Source organism: Billgrantia aerodenitrificans, assembly GCF_021404405.1.
GTDB lineage: Bacteria > Pseudomonadota > Gammaproteobacteria > Pseudomonadales > Halomonadaceae > Halomonas > Halomonas aerodenitrificans.
Map to the genome: position 1 here is coordinate 358,843 of NZ_JABFTV010000001.1, position 21,665 is coordinate 380,507.

Sequence of the window (21,665 nt, forward strand, 5' to 3'; positions counted from 1 at the left end):
CTGACGAAAGCTTCTCTAGGAAAGGAGAACGAGCATGAACGAGTTGGAACCGCGGGCACGACCCGCCTGGGGGGCGGTCATCTCGATGGCCCTCGGCGTGTTCGGGCTGGTCACGGCGGAGTTCCTTCCTGCCAGCCTGCTGACGCCAATGGCGGCGGACCTGGGCATTACCGAAGGCATGGCGGGCCAGGCGGTGACGGTGACCGCAGCGGTGGCGCTGCTCACCAGCCTGCTGATCTCGACAGCGACCCGACGCATCGACAGGCGCCATGTGCTGTTGGGCTTCTCCATGCTGCTGGTGGCCTCGAACCTGATGGTGGCGTTTGCCCCCAACCTGACGGTACTGCTGATCGGTCGCGTGCTGCTGGGGATGGCGCTGGGAGGTTTCTGGACCATGTCGATCGCCACCATGATGCGCCTGGTGCCCGAGGATCTGGTGCCGCGGGGGCTGTCGATCATGTTCAGCGGCGTTTCCGCTGCGACCATCGCCGCGGCGCCGCTGGGCAGCTACTTCGGCGATCTGCTCGGCTGGCGCGACGTGTTCCGCATGGCAGCGATGCTGGGTGTGCTGGCGCTGATCGTGCAATTCCTCACCCTGCCACGCATGGCACCCAGCGGCATGACCCGCCTGCGTACCCTGTTCGACGTGCTGATGCGGCCACGGGTGGGCCTGGGCATGCTGGCCGCGGCCCTGGTCTTCACCGGCCACTTCGCCTTCTTCACCTATATACGTCCGTTCCTCGAAACGGTGACCGGTGTCGGCGTGAGCGGTGTGGCTACCATCCTGCTGGGGTTCGGCGTGGCCAACTTCCTCGGTAACTATCTCGGTGGCTGGATGGTCGAGCGCAGCCTGCGGCTGACCATGCTCTTGATGCCGCTGCTGATGGGTACGCTCGGTCTCTCACTGGTGCTGCTGGAAAGCACGCCGGTCACCGATGCCGCCCTGGTGGCAGTGTGGGGGCTGGCCTTCGGTGCCATCCCGGTGGCGTGGTCGACCTGGCTCACCCGCACGGTGCCGGACGAGGCCGAGAGCGCCAGCGGGCTGCTGGTAGCCGCCATCAACCTGGCAATCGCCACAGGTGCTGCCGTGGGCGGGCTCATCTTCGACCTGGGCGGAGCACTCAACGTGTTCGCCGCCAGCGCCGCGGTACTGCTGCTGGCCGCGCTGATGATTCTGATGGGCGTAAGGACACGGCCGCTGGCTAGTGCATCGACCTGAAAGCTGTCTGGTTGAAGTACGCGGCCCGCTTCGGCGGGCTGCGTTTTTGCCTTCGCTTCCCTCAGCTGTTAGCGTGGGGTGAAAGAAGAACCAACAATGGGAGCAAATGACATGGATTCCGCCGTCAACTCCAGCGTGGGCCAGACGCTGATCATGCAGCAGGTCCAAGCCGCACAGCAGGTGCAGCTCGAGGTCTACAAGGAAGCGCTAGACATGCAGAAGGATCAGGTCCAGGCGCTGATGGCCTCGGCTTCGGTGGAGCCGCAGTTGGCCAACGATGGTATGGTTGGTACGCAGATCAATACCTACGCCTAGTCTTGGCCGCAAAATTTCTGCGCTTGCCCATACGGCGTTAAAAATCGGCTCAAAGTACTCATTTACACCCCGTAAACTCCGTCTTTTCGCCGATTTTTGCCTTGTCTGGCCTTCGCTCGAAGATTTTTCAGCTCAAGCCTATTCCTGTAGCGCCCACTTCACTGCTTCTTCGGCGTGAATGGCCGTGGTGTCGTAGAGCGGCACCGCGGTATCGCTCTGCTGTACCAGCAGGGCGATTTCGGTGCAGCCGAGGATCACTGCTTCGGCTCCCTGCTCGCGTAGCGATTCAATGATCTCCAGGTAGCGCTGGCGCGAGGTCTCCTTCACCTGTCCCAGACACAGCTCGTGGTAGATCACCTCGTGCACGAGGTCGCGCTGAGCGGCGTCGGGTACCAGTACCTCGATGCCGAAGCCTTCGGCGATACGCCCCTTGTAGAAGTCCTGCTCCATGGTGAAGCGGGTGCCGAGCAGGCCGACGCGGCGAATGCCGTCGGCGGTCAGGCGCTGTGCCGTGGCATCGGCGATGTGCAGCAGCGGAATCGTGATCGAGGCCTCGATCTCCGGCGCGACCTTGTGCATGGTGTTGGTGCCGATCAGCAGGATGTCCGCACCGGCGGCTTCCACGCTGCGAGCGGCCCGGCTCAGGATCTCGGCGGTGGCGTCCCAGTCGCCGGCATGCTGCAGCCGTTCGATCTCGGCGAAGTCGACGCTGTAGAGACACAGCTTGGCCGAGTGAAACCCGCCCAGGGTGGCCTTCACCCCTTCGTTGAGCGCACGGTAGTAACTGACGGTGGATTCCCAGCTCATGCCGCCGAGCAGGCCGATGGTCTTCATGGTCATGCGTTCCCTCTGGTTGTCGTTGTTTCCAAGCGAGCCGTGAGAGCAGTCACGCCTCGTATTCGTCGTGACGCCGGTTCCATACGTAAGGTGGCGTCTGCGGCCAGCCGGGCGGTGACTCTTCCCAGGTTTCCTGACGGCCGTAGGGCGTCAGGTCCAGATAGGTCCACAGACTGCCCAGGTACTCCACGCCGCGCTTGCCGCTGAAGTAGGTGCGAAAGACCCGCTCGCCGTCTCGCAGGAAGACGCTGATGCCATGCCGCTCGCCGCGGTCGGTATCCGGCGCATGGCAGTTGCCACTGGTCACTCCCATGTCCTGGTTGAAGCTGCCGTTCAGCGATGAGAACCACGTCGGATGCTGCCAGCCCATGCGCGCCTGGTAACGCTGGAGCTTCTCCAGTGGCGCCCGGGAGACCAGCACCAGGGTGGTGTTGCGGGCGTTGAGATGGGCTGGGTGGGTCATGGCGTCCACTACCCAGGAGCAGCCGTCGCAGCCGGCCTCCCAGTCGGGCCCGAACATGAAATGGTAGACGATCAGCTGGCGGCGCCCCTCGAACAGGTCGAGCAGGGTGGCCTCTCCCTGTGGCCCTTCGAAGACGTAATCGGCGCGCACCTCGGTCATCGGCAAACGGCGCCGCGCGGCATTGAGCCTGTCGCGCTCACGCGTATGGGCCTTTTCGCGAGCGATCTGTTCATTCAGAGCGCGGTGCCACTCCTCTTCGGAGACGATGGGGGGCATAGGTAAGGTCATGGCACGGCTCCTTCCGCTCCGTTGCTGGAAGAGGTAATGCGCTGACGGTACTCCTCAGCCAGGCGTTCGAAGGTGGGCCAGAACGGGGCGGGCGGTTGACCGTTCAGCACGTCGGCCAGGATACCCAGGTGGGTATGCCAGCCACCGGCCACGTTGACCATGGTGCCGGCATCGGCGAGGCGCCGGTGGGTGACGACCAGACGCACCTGCTCGCCTGCCTCGCTGAGTTCGAAGGTCACCTCCGATGGGGCCTCGTTGCCGCCGCCCCAGGTCCAGACAAGCAGATGGGGCGGTTCGCAGCGCAGCACCTGGTGTTGTGTCGTGAAGCTGCCGTCGTACTGACGAAAGCGCTCGCTGGGCAGCGTTCTGTCGGGTGTCAGCTCGGTATTGTGGAAGTGTAGAGCAAAGGAACTGCCGGCCCGCGGCTCCATGGCGCCGGGGGCGAGCCACTGGGCACGTTTGTCCGATTCGGTGAGGAAGGCCCAGACCCGTTCGATGGGCCCCGGCAGCAGGCGCTCGAAGCGGACGCTCTCTTCGGCAATCCGCTCGCCGTAGTCGGTGTCATCCATCCTGCCTCTTCTCCTTCGTCGATTTACCATCCGGGGCGGCCTGCAGCGCCGTTTCCAGCGCGTTCAGCCGCTGGCTCCAGAAGCCTTCGTAGAAGCTCAGCCACTGCTCTGCCGCTGCCAGCGGCTCCGGTTGCAGCCGGCAGTAGTGGGAGCGCCCTTCGATACGGCGTTCCACCAGCCCCGCCTGCTCCAGTACGCGAACATGTTTGGAAACGGCCGCCAGCGAGATGGGGAACGGTTCGGCCAGCTCGCCGACCTTGCGCTCACCCGCCGCCAGTCGCTCGAGCAGCAGGCGGCGGGTTGGGTCGGCCAGGGCATGGAAGACCTGATCCAAGTGTGCTTCGTCATATTCAACCATATGGTTGATATAGGCTTAGTAGGCGGGTTTGTCAACCGTTTGGTTGAATGTCCTGAAGCTATCAGAGCGATTGAAACTTCTCCGCTTTACCTGAAGCTAACTTGAGGTATTAGCCTGCGCTACAAGGTTGCTCTACGAGCTAAGTTGAAGGAACAGGAGAACGCCATGCAGGCTGTACGGAACGCCCAACCCCTTCATGAATCGACCCAGTGGGAGACGTCGGCGCTCGATCTCGACGCCTACCTGGCACGTATCGACTACCGGGGATCGCTGGCCCCCGACTTGGAAACATTGACGGCGTTGCAGCAGGCGCACCTCGCCGCGGTGCCGTTCGAGAATCTCGAGATCGTCACCGGTGGTGAGATCCGCATCGACCTGGAAAGTCTTCAGGACAAGCTGGTACGACGTCGGCGCGGCGGCTATTGCCACGAGCACAACACGCTGTTCGCCACGGTGCTGGACCGGCTCGGCTTCGAGGTCGCCGGGCGCAACGCGAGAATGCTGATGGGCGAGGATGCGAGCATCGTCACTCCTCTCGGCCATACCATGCTGGTGGTGAAAGTGGCGGGCCACGACTGGATGGTCGATGTCGGCGTCGGCAATGTCGGGCCGCGTGAGCCGATCCTGCTCGAGGCGGACCGCGAGGTGAGTCATGGCCCCTGGGAGTATCGCCTGGAGCGCTCGCCGCTGGGATATTGGCTGCTGCGTCATAAGCGCCTCGGTGAATGGTTCAACATCTACCAGTTCAGTGACGAAACCTGCTATCGCGCCGACTCTGGCGAATACAACTATCTGGCCTCTCGCCACCCCGGATCGCCCTTCGTGCGGCGCATCGTGGCGCAGCACAACGGCGCCGAGGTTCGGCTTGCGCTCACCGATCTCGAGCTGAAGATCTTCCGCCCGGGCCAGGCGCCGGAGCTGCAGCGGATTGAAGCCGATGCGCTGCCCGACGTGCTGCGCCAGCGGTTCGGTCTCGAGCTGACGCCTGAGCAGGAGCGCGCGCTGCTGCAACGAGCCGAGACGCTCGTCGAGACCTCCACCGAGGGGGAGCAGCTTGGAACCTGAGGAAGTGGCTAGAGAGGAATCGCTAGAAGCGCGCATCACCTATGGCCGGCATCACCACCTCCTTGACGTAGGCGCTGGGCGACAGCGCCAGCAGGGTGCGCACCAGTTGCACTACGTCATGCATGGGAATGAACTCGCCGTCGCCGCGGCGGGCTGCGCGTTCGAGCGGCACGCTCAGGTCGTCCTCGGTGTTGAGATAGCCTAGCTGCAGACAGGTCACCGCCAGGCGCTGTTCGCGAAAGCCCTCGCGCAGCGCCTCGGCGATGCCGCGCAAAGCATGCTTGGTGGCACCGAAGGCGACCTCCGGCCGGCCGTGGCCGGGCAGGGCGGAGGTCGAGCCGGTGAGTACGATACGCGGGGCACGAGAGCGCAGCAGCACGGGGAGCAGCGCCTGTATCAGCAGAATGGCGCCGCTGACGTTGACCGTGACGATGCGCTGGATCTCCGCCGGGCTGTCGTCCAGGAAGCGGTAGTCCGGCTCGAAAGCCCGGCTTTCCCATAGCCCCAGGTTGTAGACCAGCACGTCGAGCCCCCGCGCTTGCGCGGCTTCGGCCAGCGTGGCGGCCGCCCGCTCGGGTGAGGCCAGATCGGCCTCGATCCAGTCGATCTCGATGCCGGTTCGCACCGGCAATGGCTGCGGCATGCGGCGCGATACGCCGATCAAGCGGTCGCCGTTATCGCCAAGTCCTTCGATGAAGGCCCGGCCCAGGCCCTGGCTTGCGCCCACGATCATCACGTTCATGGTGTTGCTCCTCGCTGTGCTGACGTTGCCCGCACCCTACGACCTCAAGCGCAGCTGAGGTCAAGCGCTGGGCTCAGCAAGGCTTTTCCTACGCTGCACGCGATGCTCGGCCAGGGCTTGCTCGGCATCCTCCTTCAGCGGCAGGCGCGAGGCCCACAGGATGTCGTCGCGCCGATGGTTCATGTCGTCGAGCATGTGGTCGTCGTGGGCCAGCAGCGGCAGATAGCGCTGGCGAAACCGCCGTCGACGCAGGTAGCGGTGCAGCAGGGTCTCGATGGCATGGATCAGCCCCAGAGGCGGCATGGCCGGCATGTAGAAGTCCGGCTCGGGCGGCGGCGTGGAATGCTTGGCTTGCGTCGGCTTGGGCTGATGATGCAGCGGTTCGTACTGACTCATGTCGCACCTCCTCACGGGCCGCCACAGGCTGGCTGCCGTGATCTCGCTTGAAAGTGAGTGGAGGGTCGCGACCTCTTGCAGGACAGTGTCGCGCTTGCGATTGGATCAATCCAACGAAAAAGACTAGAGTCTCCTTTAAGAGAAATTGAAAGGTGGAACCATGACCCAACTGCCCCCCACCACTCTGCACTCGCCGCTGCCGCTGCTCGACACCGACGTGCTGCGTACCTTCGTGGCAATTGCCGAATGCGGCAGCTTCACCCGGGCCGCGCGCCAGGTGTTTCGCACGCCCTCGGCGCTCAGCATGCAGATCAAGCGTCTCGAGGAGACGCTTGGCCATGCCCTGTTCGTCCGTGAGGCCCGCCAGGTACGCCTCACGCCCGAGGGAGAAACGCTGCTCGGCTATGGCCGGCGCCTGCTCAAGCTCAACGAGGAGGCGGTGACGCAGTTCCTCGCCCCCAGCGTGTCGGGGCGACTGGGATTCGGTACCACCGATGACGTGGGCACGCGCATCCTGCCTGGTGTGCTGGCGCAATTCGCCCGCTCGCATCCGGCGGTGCAGGTCGACGTGGTGGTGGGCAGCAGCCGTGAGATGCTGGCCCGACTGGAAGCCGGAGAGCTCGATCTGATCCTGGTGACCGCCGGCAACCCGGGGCAGGAGATACGCGGCGATATCGTGCACAGCGAACCGCTGGTGTGGGCGGGGCGGGAAGGCGGGCTTGCCGCGCAGCGCTCGCCGCTACCGGTGGCGCTGGCGCACTCCGGCTGCGCCTGGCGGGGCATGGCCCTCGAAGCCCTGGACCGGGCCGGCTTGAGCTACCGCATCGCCTACTCCTGCGAGCACTGTGCCGGCCAGGAGGCGGCCATGCTCGCCGACCTGGCGGTGGCGCCTTTTCCGCTGAGCCTGGTACGACCGCCGTTGAAGCGCATCGATCCCGGTCTGCTGCCGCCGCTGGGTGAATATCAGCTGGCGATGGTAAGGCGGCCCGGTGCCGATCAGGCATGCGAAACGCTGGCAGGGCAGGTCATGGCGGCTTTTCAAAAGCTCTGAGCCTCTCTGCCAGCGCGATTTACTGGTGGCCGGCAGGTCAGCCGCGCTCTTCCCGAATACGGTTGAGTTGGCGCTTGATTTCGGCCCGCTCGAGTATCAGCAGGTCGAGCAGTTCGTCCCGCTCATGTCGGTTCAGCCCTTCATCGCTCATCAGGCCATCGAGCAAGGCTTCGATATCCGCTTCATGTCGGGTTTGGGGAACGGCAGCGATACTGGGGATCAGTGAGACGATCATAGGCGTTACCTCCTGCAAGTTGCCCCTGGGATGGCTTGAAATGTCAGGGGCTTTTTTATTCTTTTTGTAACTGTATGGTGAGTTCCTGAAGCGTGGCCGGTCAAATCCAGGCGCACCGAAACCGTGCCGATTCACGCATTCTTCCAAAAAATCGCAGGCACCGGCCATTGGTCGGGCTCGGTTCCGGTGAGTTCGACCCTCTCCGATCACTGCGCCGTATCGTTGGGACGGTAAAAGAGAAACGCCTCGGTTTCGATGGTCAGTAGAAACTCATTGGCCCAGTTGGGCTGGACCGTGCGGTCGTGAAAATAGAGCGCGCCATCGGTGTGGTCGGGCAGCTCCCGATTCAGCGCTTGGCGTGCCACCTCCCTGGCCACCTCATAGGCATCGCCTTCCACCACCTCATCGGGGCGCCCATCGCACCACCACGAGAACTGGCACGGGCTCTGTTCCGAGCCCTGCTTCACCACCTCGCAGACGGTGTTGGGAAACTCCTCGCTGGCCAGGCGGTTGATCACCACGTTGGCAACCGACTCCATGTCGCGGCCCTGTACTCCCTTGGCTTCCCAATAGATGCTGCGCGCCAGGCAGGTAAGCGGCTCTTCCAGCGGGTCGCTGCCCTCTGGATCGATGACTTGAGCCTCTTGCTCCTCGAGCGGTTCCACCGGCTCGCGGACCTCAACATCAGGCGCCACGACCTGCTCCAGTACCTCGGCTTTGCGTACGGCTTCTTCTGCCTGCACCTCAGTGTCGGCCAGCACGGTTGCAATGGGCAACACCAGGGAAAGCCAGCCGGCCAACAGGGGAAGGCGCATGGGGGAACCTATGTTTGTCGTTATGGTTCGCAAAGGGGAGTCATTGCGTAACGAGTATAGCGGTCCGGATGTTCTGCTCCGTAGCAAGGCCGTATGGTTTTCATCCTACGGTAGGGAATAGGCGGCGTGGCACCCACCACAGGAAGAATGCCATGCCGATCAGCTCCACCAGCGACTGGAACACGATGACGACCACGGCCAGCTCGTAGGCGGCGGGCAAGGAAAGGGCCAAGGGAAGCACCACGAAGGAGTTGCGTGTACCCAGGCTGAAGGCGAGTACCCGCCCCTGGGCGTTGGGGAGTTTCCAGATGGATGCCAACAGCCGAGCCAAGGCGGCCGCCAGCAACAGAAAGCCGACGAAGGCCAGTAACAGCCCGCCGAGCAACGGCAAGGAGCCGACAACGACATTCACCTGGGTGGCGGCAATGCTGAATACCACCAGTGCCAGCAGCGGTACCGGTAGCCAGCCCAGTCGCTCGATGATGGCTGCGCGTGTGAGGTTTCCCTGAGCCCACTTCTCGGTAATGAAGGCCAGCAGCAAGGGCAGCAGAATCAGCCCGGCAAAGGCCAGCAGCAGCTCACGCTGAACCAGGGCGAGGCGTAGGCTTTCGTCGAGGAACAGCCAGAGGTAGAGAGGCAGCAGGGCAAGCTGCAACAGCAGGCTCACCGGGGCGAAGGCGATGGCGTACTGCGCCTTGCCGCCACCCAAGTGAGAGAAAGTGATGAACCAGTCGGTACATGGCACCAACAGCACCAGCAGCAGGCCCAGGCGTACCGCCGGCTCGGTGACGAACAGGTTCGCCAGCCCCCAGGCGATGAGCGGCAGCAGGACGAAATTGCCGACCACCGCCGCGGCCAGAAAGCGGGTATCGCGCCAGGCGGCGCGCAGCTGCATGAGCGGCACCTGGGTGAAGGTCACGTAGAGCAGCGCCCCCAGCAATGGCCATAACAGCGCTTCCAGCGCGCCGACCCGCTGCGGCAAAGCGCTACCCAGCGCCAGGCCCATGGCGATGAACGCCAGATAGACCAAGACCTGATACTTCTCGAGCGTCTGGCGTGTCAATCTGAAAGGCTCCCTGGCATTGGCGGCTCAGCATCGCGCAGCCGCTTCGTGCCTGTAAAGTCAACACGTTCAAGGAAAGATCGGAAGCCTGCCATGATCACACTCCATCACTGCGTCAGCGCTCGTTCGTTTCGTCCCCTTTGGTTGCTCGAGGAGATCGGAGTGCCCTATGAACTGGTGATGCACGATTTTCCGCCCCGGGTACGCGACGAAGCCTTTCTCGAGATCAATCCGCTGGGAACGGTGCCGGCGCTGTTCGACGACAGGGTGGCGATGACCGAATCGGCGGCCATCTGCCAGTATCTCGCCGGTCGCCATCCTCAGGCGGGTCTCGAGGTAACGCCGGACGACCCCGCCTACGGCGACTACCTCAACTTCCTGCACTTCGGCGAAGCGACGCTGACCTTCCCCCAGACCCTGGTGCTGCGCTATGGCCGCTTCGAGCCCGAGGAGCGCCGTTCGCCCCAGGTGGTGGAGGACTACTCACGCTGGTTTCTCTCACGCCTGCGTACTCTGGAGTCGCGCCTGGAGCGAGAGGCGTTCGTCTGCGCCGGGCGCTTCACCGCGGCCGACGTGTCGGTGGGATATGCGCTGCTGCTGGCCAGCTACATCGGCCTGGACGAGCGCTTCAAGCCCGCCGTGGCGGACTATTGGCAGCGCTTGCAGGAGCGGGAGGCCTTTCAGCGAGCCAAGGCCGTCGAGCGGGAGGCAGCTATGGCCCAGGGCGTTTCCCCCAGGCCGGCCATGGACATGCTGGGCTGAGTGTCAGGCGCTACTCGTTCGCTCTTCGGCGCAGCTCGGGCACGACCAGCACGGCCAGAGTCAGGGCGGTGATCGGCAGCACGAAATAGAGCATCAGAGCACTGAAACCGGCCAGCGCATCGTGGTGGGTGGCAGCCAGTACCAGGTAGGCGGTATAGGTCACGTAGTAACCCAGCAGCACGGCCCCTTCCCAGCGATTGATGGCGCTGGCGGTGAAGCAGATCGGCAAACAGGCGATGGCTACCGCGACCATCACCGGCAGGTCGAGGCTGAGCATGGCCTGGGTCACGGCGATGCCGGCAGGAGCGATCAGGGCGGTGATGCCCAGCACGCCGAGCAGGTTGAAGATGTTGCTGCCCACCACGTTGCCCACGGCGATGTCCCGCTGGCCGCGCAGGGCAGCAATGATCGACGTCACGACCTCGGGTAGCGAGGTGCCTGCCGCCACCAGGGTCAGTCCGATCACCTGATCGCTGACCCCGAACCAGCCGGCCATGGTCACGGCCGAGTCGACGAACAAACGTGAGCCGGCCACCAGCATGGCCAGTCCACCGATGACGTAGAGCGCGTCGTGCCATCCGGGGCGGGTCAGTGCCTCGCGGTCGGCGGCCGGCGCGTCGCTGGCTGCCTGGCGTTTCCCCTGCCAAAGCAGGAAGACGGTGTAGACCACCAGGCCAAGAACCAGCAGCCCACCGTCGAGCCGGCCGACGCTGCCGTCCAGTGTCATCACCAGCACCACTAGGGAAAGCACGATCATCAGCGGAATATCCAGGCGTATCAGCTGCTGGGCCACCGCCAGAGGCACGATCAGCGCCGAGACGCCGAGAATGAACAGCACGTTGAAGATATTGCTGCCCACCACGTTGCCCATGGCGATGCCCGCCTGACCGTCCAGAGCAGCCTTGAGGCTGACCACGAGCTCCGGAGCGCTGGTGCCGAACGCCACCACCGTGAGGCCGATCACCAGCGGTGGGATGCCCAATCGCGCCGCCAGGCGCGACGCACCTTGCACCAGGCCCTCCGCCCCCACGATCAACAGCCCCAGGCCGAGGGCCAACAGCAGCAGCGTCACCATTCGGGAGTTCCTTGCCTTGAAAAGGGTGAGAGACGAACGAGCCGCAGGGAGAGGCGGAAGCGTTCAGGCCGCCGGTGCCGCCAGGCTGAGCACCTGGGCGGTGAGCGTGGCCGTGTCGAGCATCAGCATGGCTTCCTGCTCGCCGTCCAGGCTGGCGACGCGCTTGCCGCGGTCGATCCAGGCCGCCGAGCGGCCCCCGCCGGCATCGCCGTCGCAAGGCCCCACGCAGTTGGCCATCAGAATCGTCATGGCGTGAGAGCGGGTGAAGGTGGCGTAGTAGGCATGCGCCTCGTCCATGCCCGGTGCGAGCTTGGCCACGCTGGCCAGGTAGACGTCCGCCCCCAGGCTGGCCGCCGTGGCGACATGGTCGGGCTGCAGCGACTCGTAGCAGATCGCCACGGCCAGACGGTGCTCGCGGGTTTCGATCAGCATCGGCTTCTCGCCGGAGGAGAAGTAGGGCAGTTCATCGTCATGCAGCCGTTGCTTGGCGTAGGCCTGGCGCCCCGAATGGGGCTGAAACACCACCATGCCTATCTGCGGTTTTTGTGAGGTAACCAGCGGCAGCCCTACGCCGATCACGATCTCATGGGTGTCGCTCAGGCGCTGGAACACCTCCAGCCGCGGGTCTTCCGGATGGGTGGCAAGTCCCTTGGCCAGCGTCGGCTCGTAGCCGGTCAACGAGAGCTCGGGAAAGAAGATCAGCTCGGCTTCGTGCGCTGCCGCCAGTTCGATGAACTCGGTGTGGCGTGCCACGTTCCCTTCGATATCGCCCGTTGTCGAGGCGTACTGCACGGCACACAGCTTCATCGGCCCGCTCCCTCTCGCCTGGCTTTCCGGTAAGCGTAAGCCATTTTTCGAAACCACCACAACGGCCTGCCGTCGATGGCCGCAAGCCCAAGCCCGATCAGCCCCATGCCGGCCAGATGGCGCCACTCCAGCCGCTCGCCCAGCACCAAGATGCCCAGCAAGATGGCGCTGGCCGGAATCAGGAACGTGACCAGCAGCAGGTTGGTCGCCCCTGCGCTTGCCAGCAGGCGGAAATAGATCAGGTAGGCCAGCGTGGTGGAGAATAGAGCCAGGCCGAACACCGCCGCCCAGGTATCGAGCCCCGGCCAGGGCTGCTGCCAGAAGCGCTCCACCAGCAGCGCCAAAGGCAAGAGCACCAGCGCTGAAGCCGTGACCTGCCCGCAGGCGGCCACCAGGGGCGAGCAGCCCAGTGCACCAAAGCGCCGCCCGAACACCCCGGCAAAGGCATAGGAGAGCGCACCGGCCAGCACCGCAAGCTGCGCCCATGAGTGGCGGGTGGCACCTTCGTGGACCTCGGTGCCCAGCATGTACACCACGCCGGCAAAACCGATTGCCACGCCCGCAAGGCGCGCCGGGGTGAGAGGCTCGTCGCGGGTCAGGAAGTGGGCCACGACGATGGTGAAGAAGGGTGTGGTGGCGTTGAGTATCGACGCCAGGCCGCTGGCGATATGCCCCTGACCCCAGGCAATCAGGCTGAAGGGAATCATGTTGTTGAGCAGGCCCATGCCGAAGAAGGCCATCCACAGCCCCGGGTCGCGCGGCATGCGCTGGCCCAGCAGCAGAATCAGTACATGCAGCGCCAGCGCCGCCAGCCCCACGCGCAGCGCCACGATGGTGAGCGGCCCCAGCTCCGCGACCGCCACACCGACGAAAAAGAAGGAGCCGCCCCACAGCACTGACAAGGCCAGCAACAACACCCACTGCGTGAGCCCCATGCTTCGTTTGATCGTCTTCATCGCTGCACTCCGGTTGGTAATGAAGCCAACCTAGGGCAGCAAGGCGAAGAGGGAACTCCGCTTCTTGCGATGGAAGTCGCAAGGGCGAGTGCTCAGTTCAGCGCCTCGCTTCGACTGTGATCATCTGGCAGCCGCGCCCCGGCGGTTGCTCGCTATAGTCACCGTAGAGCCGTACATGCGTGAAACCAGACTGTTGCAGCAACAGTGTCAGCTCTTGAAGGCCCCACCAACGCAGAGAGAATCGCTCCAGTTCGCTGAGTACCAAGCGCCCCTCGATCCAGTGCTCATAGCGCAGCAGAGCATGGGTTCGCTGCGCCAGATAATCCACCTCCGGGGGCGAGGCGGTAAGCGTGAGTAGCTCGCTCTCGCCGACCGGCCAACTGCGCTGTCCACCCTTGTCCTCAATGAGCGAATCCGCGGCATCCAGATCCAGCAACAAGCGGCCGCCGGGTTTCAGGTGCTCATGAAACCTCAGCAGGGTGACGTGAGCCTGCTCGAAGTCCAGCAGTTGGAAAGAGCCGGCGGGCACGATGATGGCTTCGAAACGTTCGGGATAATGGAAGTCTTCAAAGCGCTGGTGGCTAAGTACCGCCGTCAGCTTTCGGCTGGCGCAATGCGCGCGGCAGCGAACCAGCATCTCTTCTGAGGCATCGAACCCTACCATTCGCAAACCTCGCTCCAGTAGGGGAATGTAAATACGCCCATTGCCCACGGCGGGCTCCAGAATGGCGCCACTGCATCCTTCCAACTGACGGCCATAGAACTCGATGTCGCCAAAGCTGTGGCCTATGGGCTTGTCCAGGTCATAGACCCAAGCCGCCAGCGAGCCGTAACGGTTGTCCATTTTCACGACTTGTTCCTGCAAGCACTGCGAGAGAGCCCGAGTATACGCTGCAACTCACGAAAAGCGCCTGGCGAGCTGAACTCACCGGACGTCCAAGGGATTGCGGTCGTTAACGGCTCAGCGCTGGCGCAGCTTGGCCAGTTCGCTTTCGGCAACGTCGACCCGCACGCTGCCTTGCTTCACCAGCAGCTCGGCGATGATTGCCACTTCATCGCCCTGGGCACCTGCCATCAGGGCGATGTTCTTGGCATGCAGCGCCATATGGCCCTTCTGGATACCGGTGGTGGCCAGCGCTTTCATGGCGGCGAAGTTCTGCGCCAGGCCCACTGCCACGATGATCCGCCCTAGGCGTTCGGCCTGGTTCACGCCGAGAATCTCCAGACAGTAGCGGGCGGTGGGATGCGCTCGCGTAGCGCCGCCGATCAGGCCGACTGGCATCGGCATTTCCAGCGTGCCGGTAAGGTTGCCTTCGCCGTCCATCTCCCAATGGCTCAGCGAGCGGTAGCGCCCCGTGCGTGCGGCGTAGGCGTGAGCACCGGCTTCCACGGCGCGGGTGTCGTTACCGGTGGCCAGCACCACGGCGCTCACCCCGTTCATGATGCCCTTGTTGTGGGTGGCCGCCCGGTACGGATCCATATCGGCGAAGCGATAGGCCGAGAGCATGCCGTCGCGCACCTCCGCGCCGCCAATCTGGTCCAGCCGCCAGGTGGCTCGCGCTCGCATAAGCCGCCGATCCGCCAGGTTGGAGAGAATGCGCAGCCGGCTCTTGCCGCCGCTCCACTCCGCCAGCGAGGGTGCCACCGCCTCGGCCATGGAGTTCACCGCGTTGGCGCCCATGGCGTCGCGCACGTCCACCAGCAGGTGAACGATCAGCATGTCGTCGAGCACGCGCACCTCGAGATCGCGAAAGCCGCCGCCATGCTTGAGCAGCACGGGGTCGGTGGCATCACAGATCCGGCGGATTTCCTCGCGCGCCTCCAGCAGCTTGAGGCGCGCAAACTCCGGGTTAGGCACCTCGACGAGCTGTACCTGGGCGATCATCACCGGTTCAGCGGCATCGGTGACGAAGCCGCCGGAGTCGCGACACTGGCGCGCCGCGTTGCACACCGCCGCCACTACCGAGGACTCCTCCGTGGCCATCGGCACCAGTTGCTCCTCGCCGTCGATGATCAGGTTGGTGGCGATACCCAGCGGAATGTTCAGGGTGCCGATCACGTTTTCGATCATCGAATCGGCGGTTTCCGGCTCGAGGTTGCCCATGTTGCCGAGATGAGCCACGCCCGCGTCGTCGAGGCCGGCGATCTCGGCCACCTTGGCAAGTCGCTCACTGGGCGAAAGCTGATAGAAGCCGGCGATTCGGGAAGTGCTATGAGCCATGTCGATACCTGTCAAAAGCGATGAAAGAGACGATGTGAAGAAAAGGGCCCGAACCTCAGGCCAACAGCCCCATCAGCCACGGAGCGGCGTAAAGCGTCATGAACTGAACGCCGTAGTTCACCCCCCAGCGGTTCAGCAGACCCGCCACCAAGGCCAGCACCATCACGCCGAGAATGCCCATCACCCCGGCATCCATGTACGCCAGCAGCATCACCAGGGCGAAGAACATGGCGAGGAAGGCCTCGTGGGGAATGTGCCGGAACACGAAGACGCAGATCTGGCGCGCGTAGCGCACCGCGATGGGGTAGGTGATCAGCAGCGCGACGGCGGCACCGAGAATGCTGGCGATGGCAATCTCCGAGAAGCTCATCAGGTGATGGGCGTTCTGCTCCAGCGTCAGCACCGGCGGGGCATTGAAGAAGGCGTTGCCCGGGCCGATGGCCATGGGACTCATGGGAATGCCCAGCGCCGCCAGGGGAATCAGGATACCGGCGATATAGGCGGCGTTGGTCACGGCGTCCATGGAGGAGAGTGCACGGCTGGCCTTCTCCACGGTGCCCTTCACCCAGCTCGACATCACCTCGCCGAGGAAGATGGTGATGCCCACCGGGCTCATGAAGAAGGTGACCGAACCCAGCACCGAGCTGGCGGCGGCGGAAGTGGTTTCCTGCCGCGTCAGGATGCGGAAGGGGTTGGGTATCCGGTGCTCCTCCTCGGTCTTGTAGATCTGGATGGTCTTGGGCTCGGTCACCGTCATCGCCTGGCGCTCGCGGTTCACCAGCAGCTGCGCCAGGTTGAACATCATCGGACCGATGGTGATGCCGAGGAAGAATGAGATGAACACCACTCGCCCCTCGGGAATCACGCCCATGCCCCAATAGAAATGGCGCAGCGCCTGGATCAGTGCCGCCAGCACCACGATGCTGACCAGGCTGATGACCTTCTCGCGGCTCATCAGTGCCAGGAACACCGCGCCGAAGAAGAAGATCTGGCTGGCATACTGGCCCAGCACGTCGGCCAGCGGCGTCAGCAGGAAGGCGAGGAACAGGCTGATCGGCACCGCGACCAGTGTCCCGATCACCGAGCCGGAGGCCATCTTGCGGATCGCCAGGGTAGCCTGACCTTCGCGCTTCAGCGTCATGGCGTGCTCTACCATGGGCGCCGACATCACGCCGCCGGGAATGCCCGCCACCGACACCGGAATCGAATCGGTCAGCTTCTTGGCCACGATGGCCGCCATGAAGAAGGAGAGCACCACCGGTAGCGGAATGCCGGCCACCACCAGCGCCAGCGTGACGGGCGCCAGCACGGCGGTTTCATCGGTACCGGGCGCTACGCCGATGGCGGTATAGACCACCACCGCGATGAGCGCGGCGATCAGCATCTGCAACAGCATCATCGGGTCCATGCTCACGCCTCCCCTTCGATGTCGAGGCGGCGCTTGGGTCGGAACAGCAGCGCGCTGATGAAGAAACCGACGATGGCACCGGCAATGCCCAGCACCAACGGCCCGGGGGCCGGCCAGGGCGCGAGCAGAAAGCCACCCAGGCTGAGCAGCGTAGCGATGGAAAGCGAGATGAGCAGATCCCTGCCCGAAACCGTATCGTCCCAGACATTCAGGAAAGCCCTGTCTTTGGCTGGCATGCGAAACTCCAGATGAGTCGTTATTGGTGTTATGAGCCGTTGCCGGCTGTGCCAGCTTCAGCAATATGAGGAGACAGAATAAGGTACAGTAGTGGAAATTGTTCCAAGTACTGTGCCCTCAGTATGAGGGGTACAGTTTTGCTGCGTATGAGGTAGGCATGACCAAATCCGGCCAGGTCGCCGAAACCCTGCTCAAGGCCATGGACGAAGGGCGGCTGGCGCCGGGCGCCAAGGTTGCCTCCATTCGTGAGGCGGCGCGGCAGTTCGGCGTGGCCAAGAACACCATCATCGACGCCTACGACCAGCTCGTTGCCATGGGGCGCCTGCAAGCCCGCCACGGCTCTGGCTTCTTCGTCTCCCAGGCACGCCCCCTGGCCACTGGGGAGGAGCGCGAGAGCCTGAGTGAAGCCATCGACAGCGTCTCGCTGCTGCGCGAGCAACTGGTGGGAAGCTTTGCCGTGCGCGCCGGCGATGGTCGCGCCCCGGCAGCATGGATGGGTGGCCTCGATCTCACCCGGGCGCTCAAGCGGCGCGGACCGGAGCAGGACGAAACGCACTTCGAATATGGCATGCCGCAAGGCTTCGAGCCGCTACGCGATGCCATCGCCCGGGTGCTGGCGGGTCGCTCCATTCATGCCGCTCCAGAGCAGGTGCTACTCACCTTCGGCGCCAATCACGCCTTCGATCTGATCATCCGCCACTTCGTCGACGCCGGCGACAGCGTGATGGTGGAAACGCCGGGCTACTACCCGCTTTTCGGCAAGCTACGCCTGGCGCGGGCCAAGCTGGTGGGAGTGTCGCGCACCTCGGAAGGGCTGGACCTGGAGGAGTTCGAGCGCAAGGTGCGTCAGTACCGGCCGCGGCTGTTCTTCCTGCAACCCAACGCCCACAACCCCACCGGCACCAGCATGTCGCTGAGCAACATGCACCAGCTGCTGAAGATCGCCGAGCAGTACGGCGTGGTGCTGGTGGAAGACGACGTGTTCGCCGACCTGCTTCCCCAGGGGAGCGCGCACCTGGGCGCGCTGGATGGGCTGGAGAACGTCATCTACGTGGGCACCTTCTCCAAGACGCTCTCCACCGGGTTGCGCTCGGGTTACATCGCCGGCAGCCGCGCGCTGATCCGCTCCCTCACCGACATCAAGATGCTCACCGTGGTCAACTCCTCGACCTTCATCGAGTCGGTGATCCACGAGCTGATCGTGAGGGGTCGTTACCGTCGCCATCTGGTGCAGCTTCGCGAGCGGGTAGCCAAGGCCAGCGCCAGCGCTCGCCGCGCCCTGCGTGAGGTGGGCATCGACGATGTCAGCGGGCCCGGCGGTGGCTACTACCTCTGGGCACGGCTGCCTGCCGGCATCAACACCTTGGAACTGGCCAAGCGCGCCACGGAGGAGGGCATCTTCATCGCCCCCGGCGCCATCTTCTCGCTGCGCCCGGATGGTATAGACGGTACCGCCATGCGCATCAACGTCGCCTACGCCAACGACTACCGCTTCCTGGAGTTTTTGCGCGCTCAGTGCGGTGGAGCCTCGCGGCGTTGAGGTCAGCCTTAGCCCTCCCGCTGCAGCTTCTCACGCCGTGCCACTTCGGCCTCCGTGGGTGGATCCATGGCGAAGTCACCGGTCTGTACTGCGCCTTCGCGCTCATAATGGGCAATCACCAAGCCGTTGGGTGACACCCGCTGGGCGGCGAGCTTGAATGCCGCCGGGGCTGTGCCATCGTCGAACAGCTTCTTGCCTTTCCCCAGCACCACGGGGCAGATGAACAACTTGAGTTCATCGACGAGATCGTTGGCAAGCAGGGTGTGTACCAATTCGGTGCTGCCCTGGGTGATCAGCGCCGGTCCGTCCTCCTGCCTCAGTCTGGCAACATCGGTGGCTGCATCGCGCAGCGCCACCGAGTCTTTCCAGGTCAGCTCCAGGCCTTTTCGGGTCGCCACGTACTTGGTAATCGAGTTGAAGGTCTTGGCAATAGAGTCGTCCGGTCCTTCCTCGGCATAGGGCCAGTGGGCGGCGAAGATGTCGTAGGTCTTGCGCCCGAGCAGCAGATCGAAGGGCTGACCGAACAGCTTGTCGATCTCCTCGCCGAATACTTCATCCACCAGTGGTGCCACCCAGCCGCCGTAGCGGAAACCGCCGGTCGGATCTTCCTGTGGCCCACCGGGAGCCTGCATGACACCGTCCAGGGAAACCATCGCGCCAACGATCACTTTACGCATGTGCTGATTCCTCGTGGTTTGTTTGTTCAGCCAGTATTCGAACGAGCTGCTCGGGAATCGACAGACTGGCGATGAACGGCGGCGACGGGTGGCTGGGTGTCAGGTACAGGGCTCAGCTCGTTGCGGGCTTGCGAGCGACCGACAGAGCAGGGGGATGTGCCAGCGTTTGGTAGACAACGCAGTACCGCTCCGTCAAACGCAAGAGAGTATCGAGCTGCTCTTCCGTGGCATCGGTGTCGAGGGTGATTTGCAGCCGAATAGCCTGGAAGCCGACGGGAACTTCCTTTGACACCCCGAGGGTTCCGCGAAAATCGAGATCGCCTTCCGCCTGGAGCGAGGCATCCCGTAATTCGATGCCGAGTGACGTGGCGACGGCGTTAAGCGTTACCCCAGCGCAGGCCACCAAAGCTTCCAGCAGCATGTCACCGGAGCACGCGCTCTGACCGCTCCCGCCCGTGGCGGGATGCAGCCCGGCCTCGACGAGCGCTTTGCCGGTCTCGATTCGGCAGCTGACACCTTCACCAAGACGCCCTTGCGCACGCAGAGTGATCAGAGCGGCATCCGGTGCCTCGCGATAACGCTCTTTCAGAGGCGTCTGGACGGAGCGCAACTCTTCAGCCTTCATGACCCTCTCCCTATGCTTGTTATGGCGGCATGCTTGTTGTGGCGGCACGGCAGCCGTGTATCCAACACCTCAATCAAAATAGGCTAAGGTACTCAAGCTGGCCAAAATCGGTTCCTTTGCCACATTCGCCCTGACGTCATCCATTCGCCATCGACAACCGGAGCTCGCTCATGTCTCGCGCCATCGAAATCCCCGCTGCCGACGGCACCATCGATGCTTATGTGTTCACGCCCGAGCGTACCGAAGGCCCGCTGCCGGCCGTGGTACTGTTCACCGATATCGGCGGTCTGCGCCCCTGCTATCACGAGAAGGCCCAGCAGGTGGCGGACCACGGCTACGCCGTATTGATGCCCAACGTCTACTACCGCAGTGCGCGTGGCACCGTCGTGCCGGAGGGCAAGTCCTTCCGCGACCCGGACGTGCGCCCGACGCTGTTCGGCTATGCCGGCCAGCTCACACCAGAAGCGCAGTCCCGCGACTTCGCCGCGCTTCTGAAATGCCTTGATGACGAGCCCGAGTTCGCGGACGGCAAGATAGGCGTGGTGGGCTACTGCATGACCGGCGCCTTCGCGTTGCGCATGGCAGCCGAACACCCTGACCGCGTTGCTGCCGCAGCCGGCTTCCACTCGGCCAACCTGGCCACGGCCGGCGACCCGAACAATCTCGTGCACGTGGTCGGCAACATCGAAGGGCGCGTCTATCTCGGTCATGCCGACAAGGACGAACTGCTACCCCCCGACCAGATCGCCCGCCTGGATGAAGCCCTGGCCAAGGCCGGGGTGCACTTCACCACCGAACTCTACAAAGGCGCCGCCCACGGCTTCACCGCCAAGGACGCCCCGAGCTACGACGCAGCCGCCGATGCCTTGCATCACAAGCGGTTGGCGATGTTGTTGGGAGAGGTGCTGTAGCGGGGGCGGTTTGTTTTTGGGCGGCCCCATTGTGGGGCCGCGGTGGGGGAGAACTATATTTGGTGGAGGTAGTTGGACGTGGCTGGTTGCCCGGCTGGTGTCTTCTTATCGGCCAGTGGTGGATATTCAGAGAGACTTGTATTCAACAGGCAGTCATCAGCATTAAATTTGCTCGTCCAACTTGTTAACAGTTCAGTCATCACTCTCATGATCATACGAGATTATCCATAGCGTAGATTTCTTTGGCTGAATACGCTCAAGTATATTTGGTAGTTCTAGGAAAAATCGGTTGATAATTTCTTCGGCTCCAGGTGATTCAAACAAATCTTCATCACCAAAAAATATTTCAACGTCATTGAGCTTGATGGTTATGGCGCAGCAAGGATGTTTTTTTGATCTCAGCAAGGCTGCCAGTTTCTCTTTGCTCCAAGAATACATGTCGCCCGCCAGATGCCTAGCAAACTCCCCAGCAAATACAGAAAAGAATCCAACAACGGCAATGTAAATGGTTAAACTGTCTGGCCCATTAGCACTTGGGTACCAAGTCAATCCGACAGTGGTGTTTCTATCCGTAATGAATTCGGGTAGTATCTTGTCAACATCGCTCCCCTTATATCCTGTGGAATTAAGTCGTATTTCGATTGAGTGCTGCAGGGAAATATTATAATTCATCTTGGGTTGGCGCCTTGTTGTAGAAAATAAGGAAATTTTAAAGCCGGTATATGCGCTGAAATTGTACCGCGTTTTCAATTTTTTCCCGTCTATATTGCCTCTCTTCAGTACTTGGGTTGGTTCCTAATGTATTGGCGGTAATAGCGCCCGGTAGAGCCAGAGTTGCTCGCTTCATAGCCGATTTTTTCTCAATGCTTTGGAACTTACAGTAACCCGCTCAGTTATGGTACACTCCCGTGAACCTTAAACTTCTTGAGTGTTCAACACTGATGAGCAAGCATGCAGCATTTTTCCGGAATAGTCGCTTTGAGTAGACAGGTGACGTGCACCTATATATGTATAATATCCTCATTCGGCC

At 63.0% G+C, this 21,665-nt stretch carries 26 protein-coding genes; 7 read left to right on the forward strand and 19 right to left on the reverse strand.

Translation table 11 applies throughout. The features are described from left to right. Positions 1-34 precede the first annotated feature (34 nt). Together HOP59_RS01700 and HOP59_RS01705 are read left to right on the forward strand one after the other, a co-directional pair. Positions 35-1,219 (forward strand): MFS transporter, encoded by a 1,185-nt coding sequence (locus HOP59_RS01700; RefSeq protein ID WP_086511076.1) that lies wholly within the window; start codon positions 35-37, stop codon positions 1,217-1,219. Between the two features lie 111 nt (positions 1,220-1,330). Further along, on the forward strand, positions 1,331-1,534 hold the full coding sequence (locus HOP59_RS01705; protein WP_086511075.1) for a putative motility protein: 204 nt from the start codon (positions 1,331-1,333) through the stop codon (positions 1,532-1,534). Between the two features lie 138 nt (positions 1,535-1,672). Here the strand turns inward: HOP59_RS01705 and HOP59_RS01710 are convergent, their stop codons facing one another. The 4 genes from HOP59_RS01710 to HOP59_RS01725 are packed head-to-tail and all read right to left on the reverse strand — an operon-like array spanning position 1,673 to position 4,025. Beyond that, on the reverse strand, positions 1,673-2,368 hold the full coding sequence (locus HOP59_RS01710; protein ID WP_234252792.1) for an aspartate/glutamate racemase family protein: 696 nt from the start codon (positions 2,366-2,368) through the stop codon (positions 1,673-1,675). Positions 2,369-2,420: 52 nt separating this feature from the next. Further along, entirely contained in the window at positions 2,421-3,122 is a 702-nt protein-coding gene (locus HOP59_RS01715; RefSeq protein WP_234252571.1) for a DUF899 domain-containing protein, read from the reverse strand. Beyond that, entirely contained in the window at positions 3,119-3,691 is a 573-nt protein-coding gene (locus HOP59_RS01720) for an SRPBCC family protein (protein ID WP_234252572.1), read from the reverse strand. The genes HOP59_RS01715 and HOP59_RS01720 overlap by 4 nt, the downstream gene beginning before the upstream one ends. After that, complete coding sequence (locus HOP59_RS01725; RefSeq protein ID WP_234252573.1) at positions 3,684-4,025, reverse strand: ArsR/SmtB family transcription factor; 342 nt, start codon at positions 4,023-4,025, stop codon at positions 3,684-3,686. Before HOP59_RS01725 ends, HOP59_RS01720 begins: the two co-directional genes overlap by 8 nt. 189 nt (positions 4,026-4,214) lie before the next feature. Here HOP59_RS01725 and HOP59_RS01730 point away from each other — a divergent pair, with 189 nt between their 5' ends. Continuing rightward, positions 4,215-5,114 carry an arylamine N-acetyltransferase family protein gene (locus HOP59_RS01730; protein ID WP_234252574.1) on the forward strand — a complete coding sequence of 300 codons (900 nt, stop codon included), beginning with the start codon at positions 4,215-4,217 and terminating at the stop codon, positions 5,112-5,114. Between the two features lie 22 nt (positions 5,115-5,136). On the opposite strand, the gene HOP59_RS01735 is transcribed toward HOP59_RS01730, so the two are convergent. Then, positions 5,137-5,856, reverse strand: coding sequence for an SDR family NAD(P)-dependent oxidoreductase (locus HOP59_RS01735; protein WP_234252575.1), 720 nt, complete (start codon positions 5,854-5,856; stop codon positions 5,137-5,139). Between the two features lie 60 nt (positions 5,857-5,916). Then, entirely contained in the window at positions 5,917-6,252 is a 336-nt protein-coding gene (locus HOP59_RS01740) for a hypothetical protein (protein ID WP_234252576.1), read from the reverse strand. 160 nt (positions 6,253-6,412) lie between these two features. Between HOP59_RS01740 and HOP59_RS01745 the strand changes: the two genes are divergently transcribed. Then, on the forward strand, positions 6,413-7,303 hold the full coding sequence (locus tag HOP59_RS01745; RefSeq protein WP_234252577.1) for a LysR substrate-binding domain-containing protein: 891 nt from the start codon (positions 6,413-6,415) through the stop codon (positions 7,301-7,303). A gap of 37 nt (positions 7,304-7,340) precedes the next feature. Here the strand turns inward: HOP59_RS01745 and HOP59_RS01750 are convergent, their stop codons facing one another. From HOP59_RS01750 to HOP59_RS01760, 3 genes are all read right to left on the reverse strand, one after another. Further along, the gene (locus tag HOP59_RS01750) at positions 7,341-7,538 is read right to left on the reverse strand and encodes a hypothetical protein (RefSeq protein ID WP_234252578.1); all 198 of its coding nucleotides are present in this window, start codon (positions 7,536-7,538) and stop codon (positions 7,341-7,343) included. A 206-nt stretch (positions 7,539-7,744) separates the two neighbouring features. Further along, positions 7,745-8,353, reverse strand: coding sequence for a cell wall hydrolase (locus HOP59_RS01755; RefSeq protein ID WP_234252579.1), 609 nt, complete (start codon positions 8,351-8,353; stop codon positions 7,745-7,747). Between the two features lie 100 nt (positions 8,354-8,453). Continuing rightward, positions 8,454-9,416, reverse strand: a complete 963-nt coding sequence (locus HOP59_RS01760) for an arsenic resistance protein (protein ID WP_234252580.1) — start codon at positions 9,414-9,416, stop codon at positions 8,454-8,456. A gap of 93 nt (positions 9,417-9,509) precedes the next feature. Between HOP59_RS01760 and HOP59_RS01765 the strand changes: the two genes are divergently transcribed. Beyond that, positions 9,510-10,178 (forward strand): glutathione S-transferase family protein, encoded by a 669-nt coding sequence (locus HOP59_RS01765; RefSeq protein WP_234252581.1) that lies wholly within the window; start codon positions 9,510-9,512, stop codon positions 10,176-10,178. Positions 10,179-10,188: 10 nt separating this feature from the next. Here the strand turns inward: HOP59_RS01765 and HOP59_RS01770 are convergent, their stop codons facing one another. From HOP59_RS01770 to HOP59_RS01800, 7 genes are all read right to left on the reverse strand, one after another. Further along, positions 10,189-11,253: a calcium/sodium antiporter gene (locus HOP59_RS01770; RefSeq protein WP_234252582.1), complete on the reverse strand. Its 1,065-nt coding sequence runs from the start codon at positions 11,251-11,253 to the stop codon at positions 10,189-10,191. A gap of 63 nt (positions 11,254-11,316) precedes the next feature. Next, the gene (locus tag HOP59_RS01775; RefSeq protein WP_234252583.1) at positions 11,317-12,060 is read right to left on the reverse strand and encodes a carbon-nitrogen hydrolase family protein; all 744 of its coding nucleotides are present in this window, start codon (positions 12,058-12,060) and stop codon (positions 11,317-11,319) included. Continuing rightward, on the reverse strand, positions 12,057-13,016 hold the full coding sequence (locus HOP59_RS01780; protein WP_234252584.1) for a DMT family transporter: 960 nt from the start codon (positions 13,014-13,016) through the stop codon (positions 12,057-12,059). The genes HOP59_RS01775 and HOP59_RS01780 overlap by 4 nt, the downstream gene beginning before the upstream one ends. 97 nt (positions 13,017-13,113) lie before the next feature. Beyond that, positions 13,114-13,860: a class I SAM-dependent methyltransferase gene (locus HOP59_RS01785; protein WP_234252793.1), complete on the reverse strand. Its 747-nt coding sequence runs from the start codon at positions 13,858-13,860 to the stop codon at positions 13,114-13,116. A gap of 117 nt (positions 13,861-13,977) precedes the next feature. Further along, complete coding sequence (locus HOP59_RS01790; RefSeq protein ID WP_234252585.1) at positions 13,978-15,237, reverse strand: hydroxymethylglutaryl-CoA reductase, degradative; 1,260 nt, start codon at positions 15,235-15,237, stop codon at positions 13,978-13,980. A gap of 55 nt (positions 15,238-15,292) precedes the next feature. After that, complete coding sequence (locus HOP59_RS01795) at positions 15,293-16,645, reverse strand: tripartite tricarboxylate transporter permease (protein ID WP_234252586.1); 1,353 nt, start codon at positions 16,643-16,645, stop codon at positions 15,293-15,295. A 2-nt stretch (positions 16,646-16,647) separates the two neighbouring features. Then, entirely contained in the window at positions 16,648-16,881 is a 234-nt protein-coding gene (locus tag HOP59_RS01800) for a hypothetical protein (RefSeq protein WP_234252587.1), read from the reverse strand. Positions 16,882-17,039: 158 nt separating this feature from the next. Here HOP59_RS01800 and HOP59_RS01805 point away from each other — a divergent pair, with 158 nt between their 5' ends. Continuing rightward, positions 17,040-18,422 carry an aminotransferase-like domain-containing protein gene (locus HOP59_RS01805; protein WP_234252588.1) on the forward strand — a complete coding sequence of 461 codons (1,383 nt, stop codon included), beginning with the start codon at positions 17,040-17,042 and terminating at the stop codon, positions 18,420-18,422. A gap of 8 nt (positions 18,423-18,430) precedes the next feature. Here HOP59_RS01805 and HOP59_RS01810 read toward each other — a convergent pair whose 3' ends face one another. Next, positions 18,431-19,099 carry a dihydrofolate reductase family protein gene (locus tag HOP59_RS01810; protein ID WP_234252589.1) on the reverse strand — a complete coding sequence of 223 codons (669 nt, stop codon included), beginning with the start codon at positions 19,097-19,099 and terminating at the stop codon, positions 18,431-18,433. Between the two features lie 112 nt (positions 19,100-19,211). Then, positions 19,212-19,724: an OsmC family protein gene (locus tag HOP59_RS01815; RefSeq protein ID WP_234252590.1), complete on the reverse strand. Its 513-nt coding sequence runs from the start codon at positions 19,722-19,724 to the stop codon at positions 19,212-19,214. Positions 19,725-19,894: 170 nt separating this feature from the next. Here HOP59_RS01815 and HOP59_RS01820 point away from each other — a divergent pair, with 170 nt between their 5' ends. Beyond that, a complete protein-coding gene (locus tag HOP59_RS01820; protein ID WP_234252591.1) occupies positions 19,895-20,635 on the forward strand; it encodes a dienelactone hydrolase family protein in 741 nt (246 codons plus the stop codon). A gap of 192 nt (positions 20,636-20,827) precedes the next feature. On the opposite strand, the gene HOP59_RS01825 is transcribed toward HOP59_RS01820, so the two are convergent. Further along, positions 20,828-21,307: a hypothetical protein gene (locus HOP59_RS01825; RefSeq protein ID WP_234252592.1), complete on the reverse strand. Its 480-nt coding sequence runs from the start codon at positions 21,305-21,307 to the stop codon at positions 20,828-20,830. Positions 21,308-21,665: the final 358 nt, after the last annotated feature.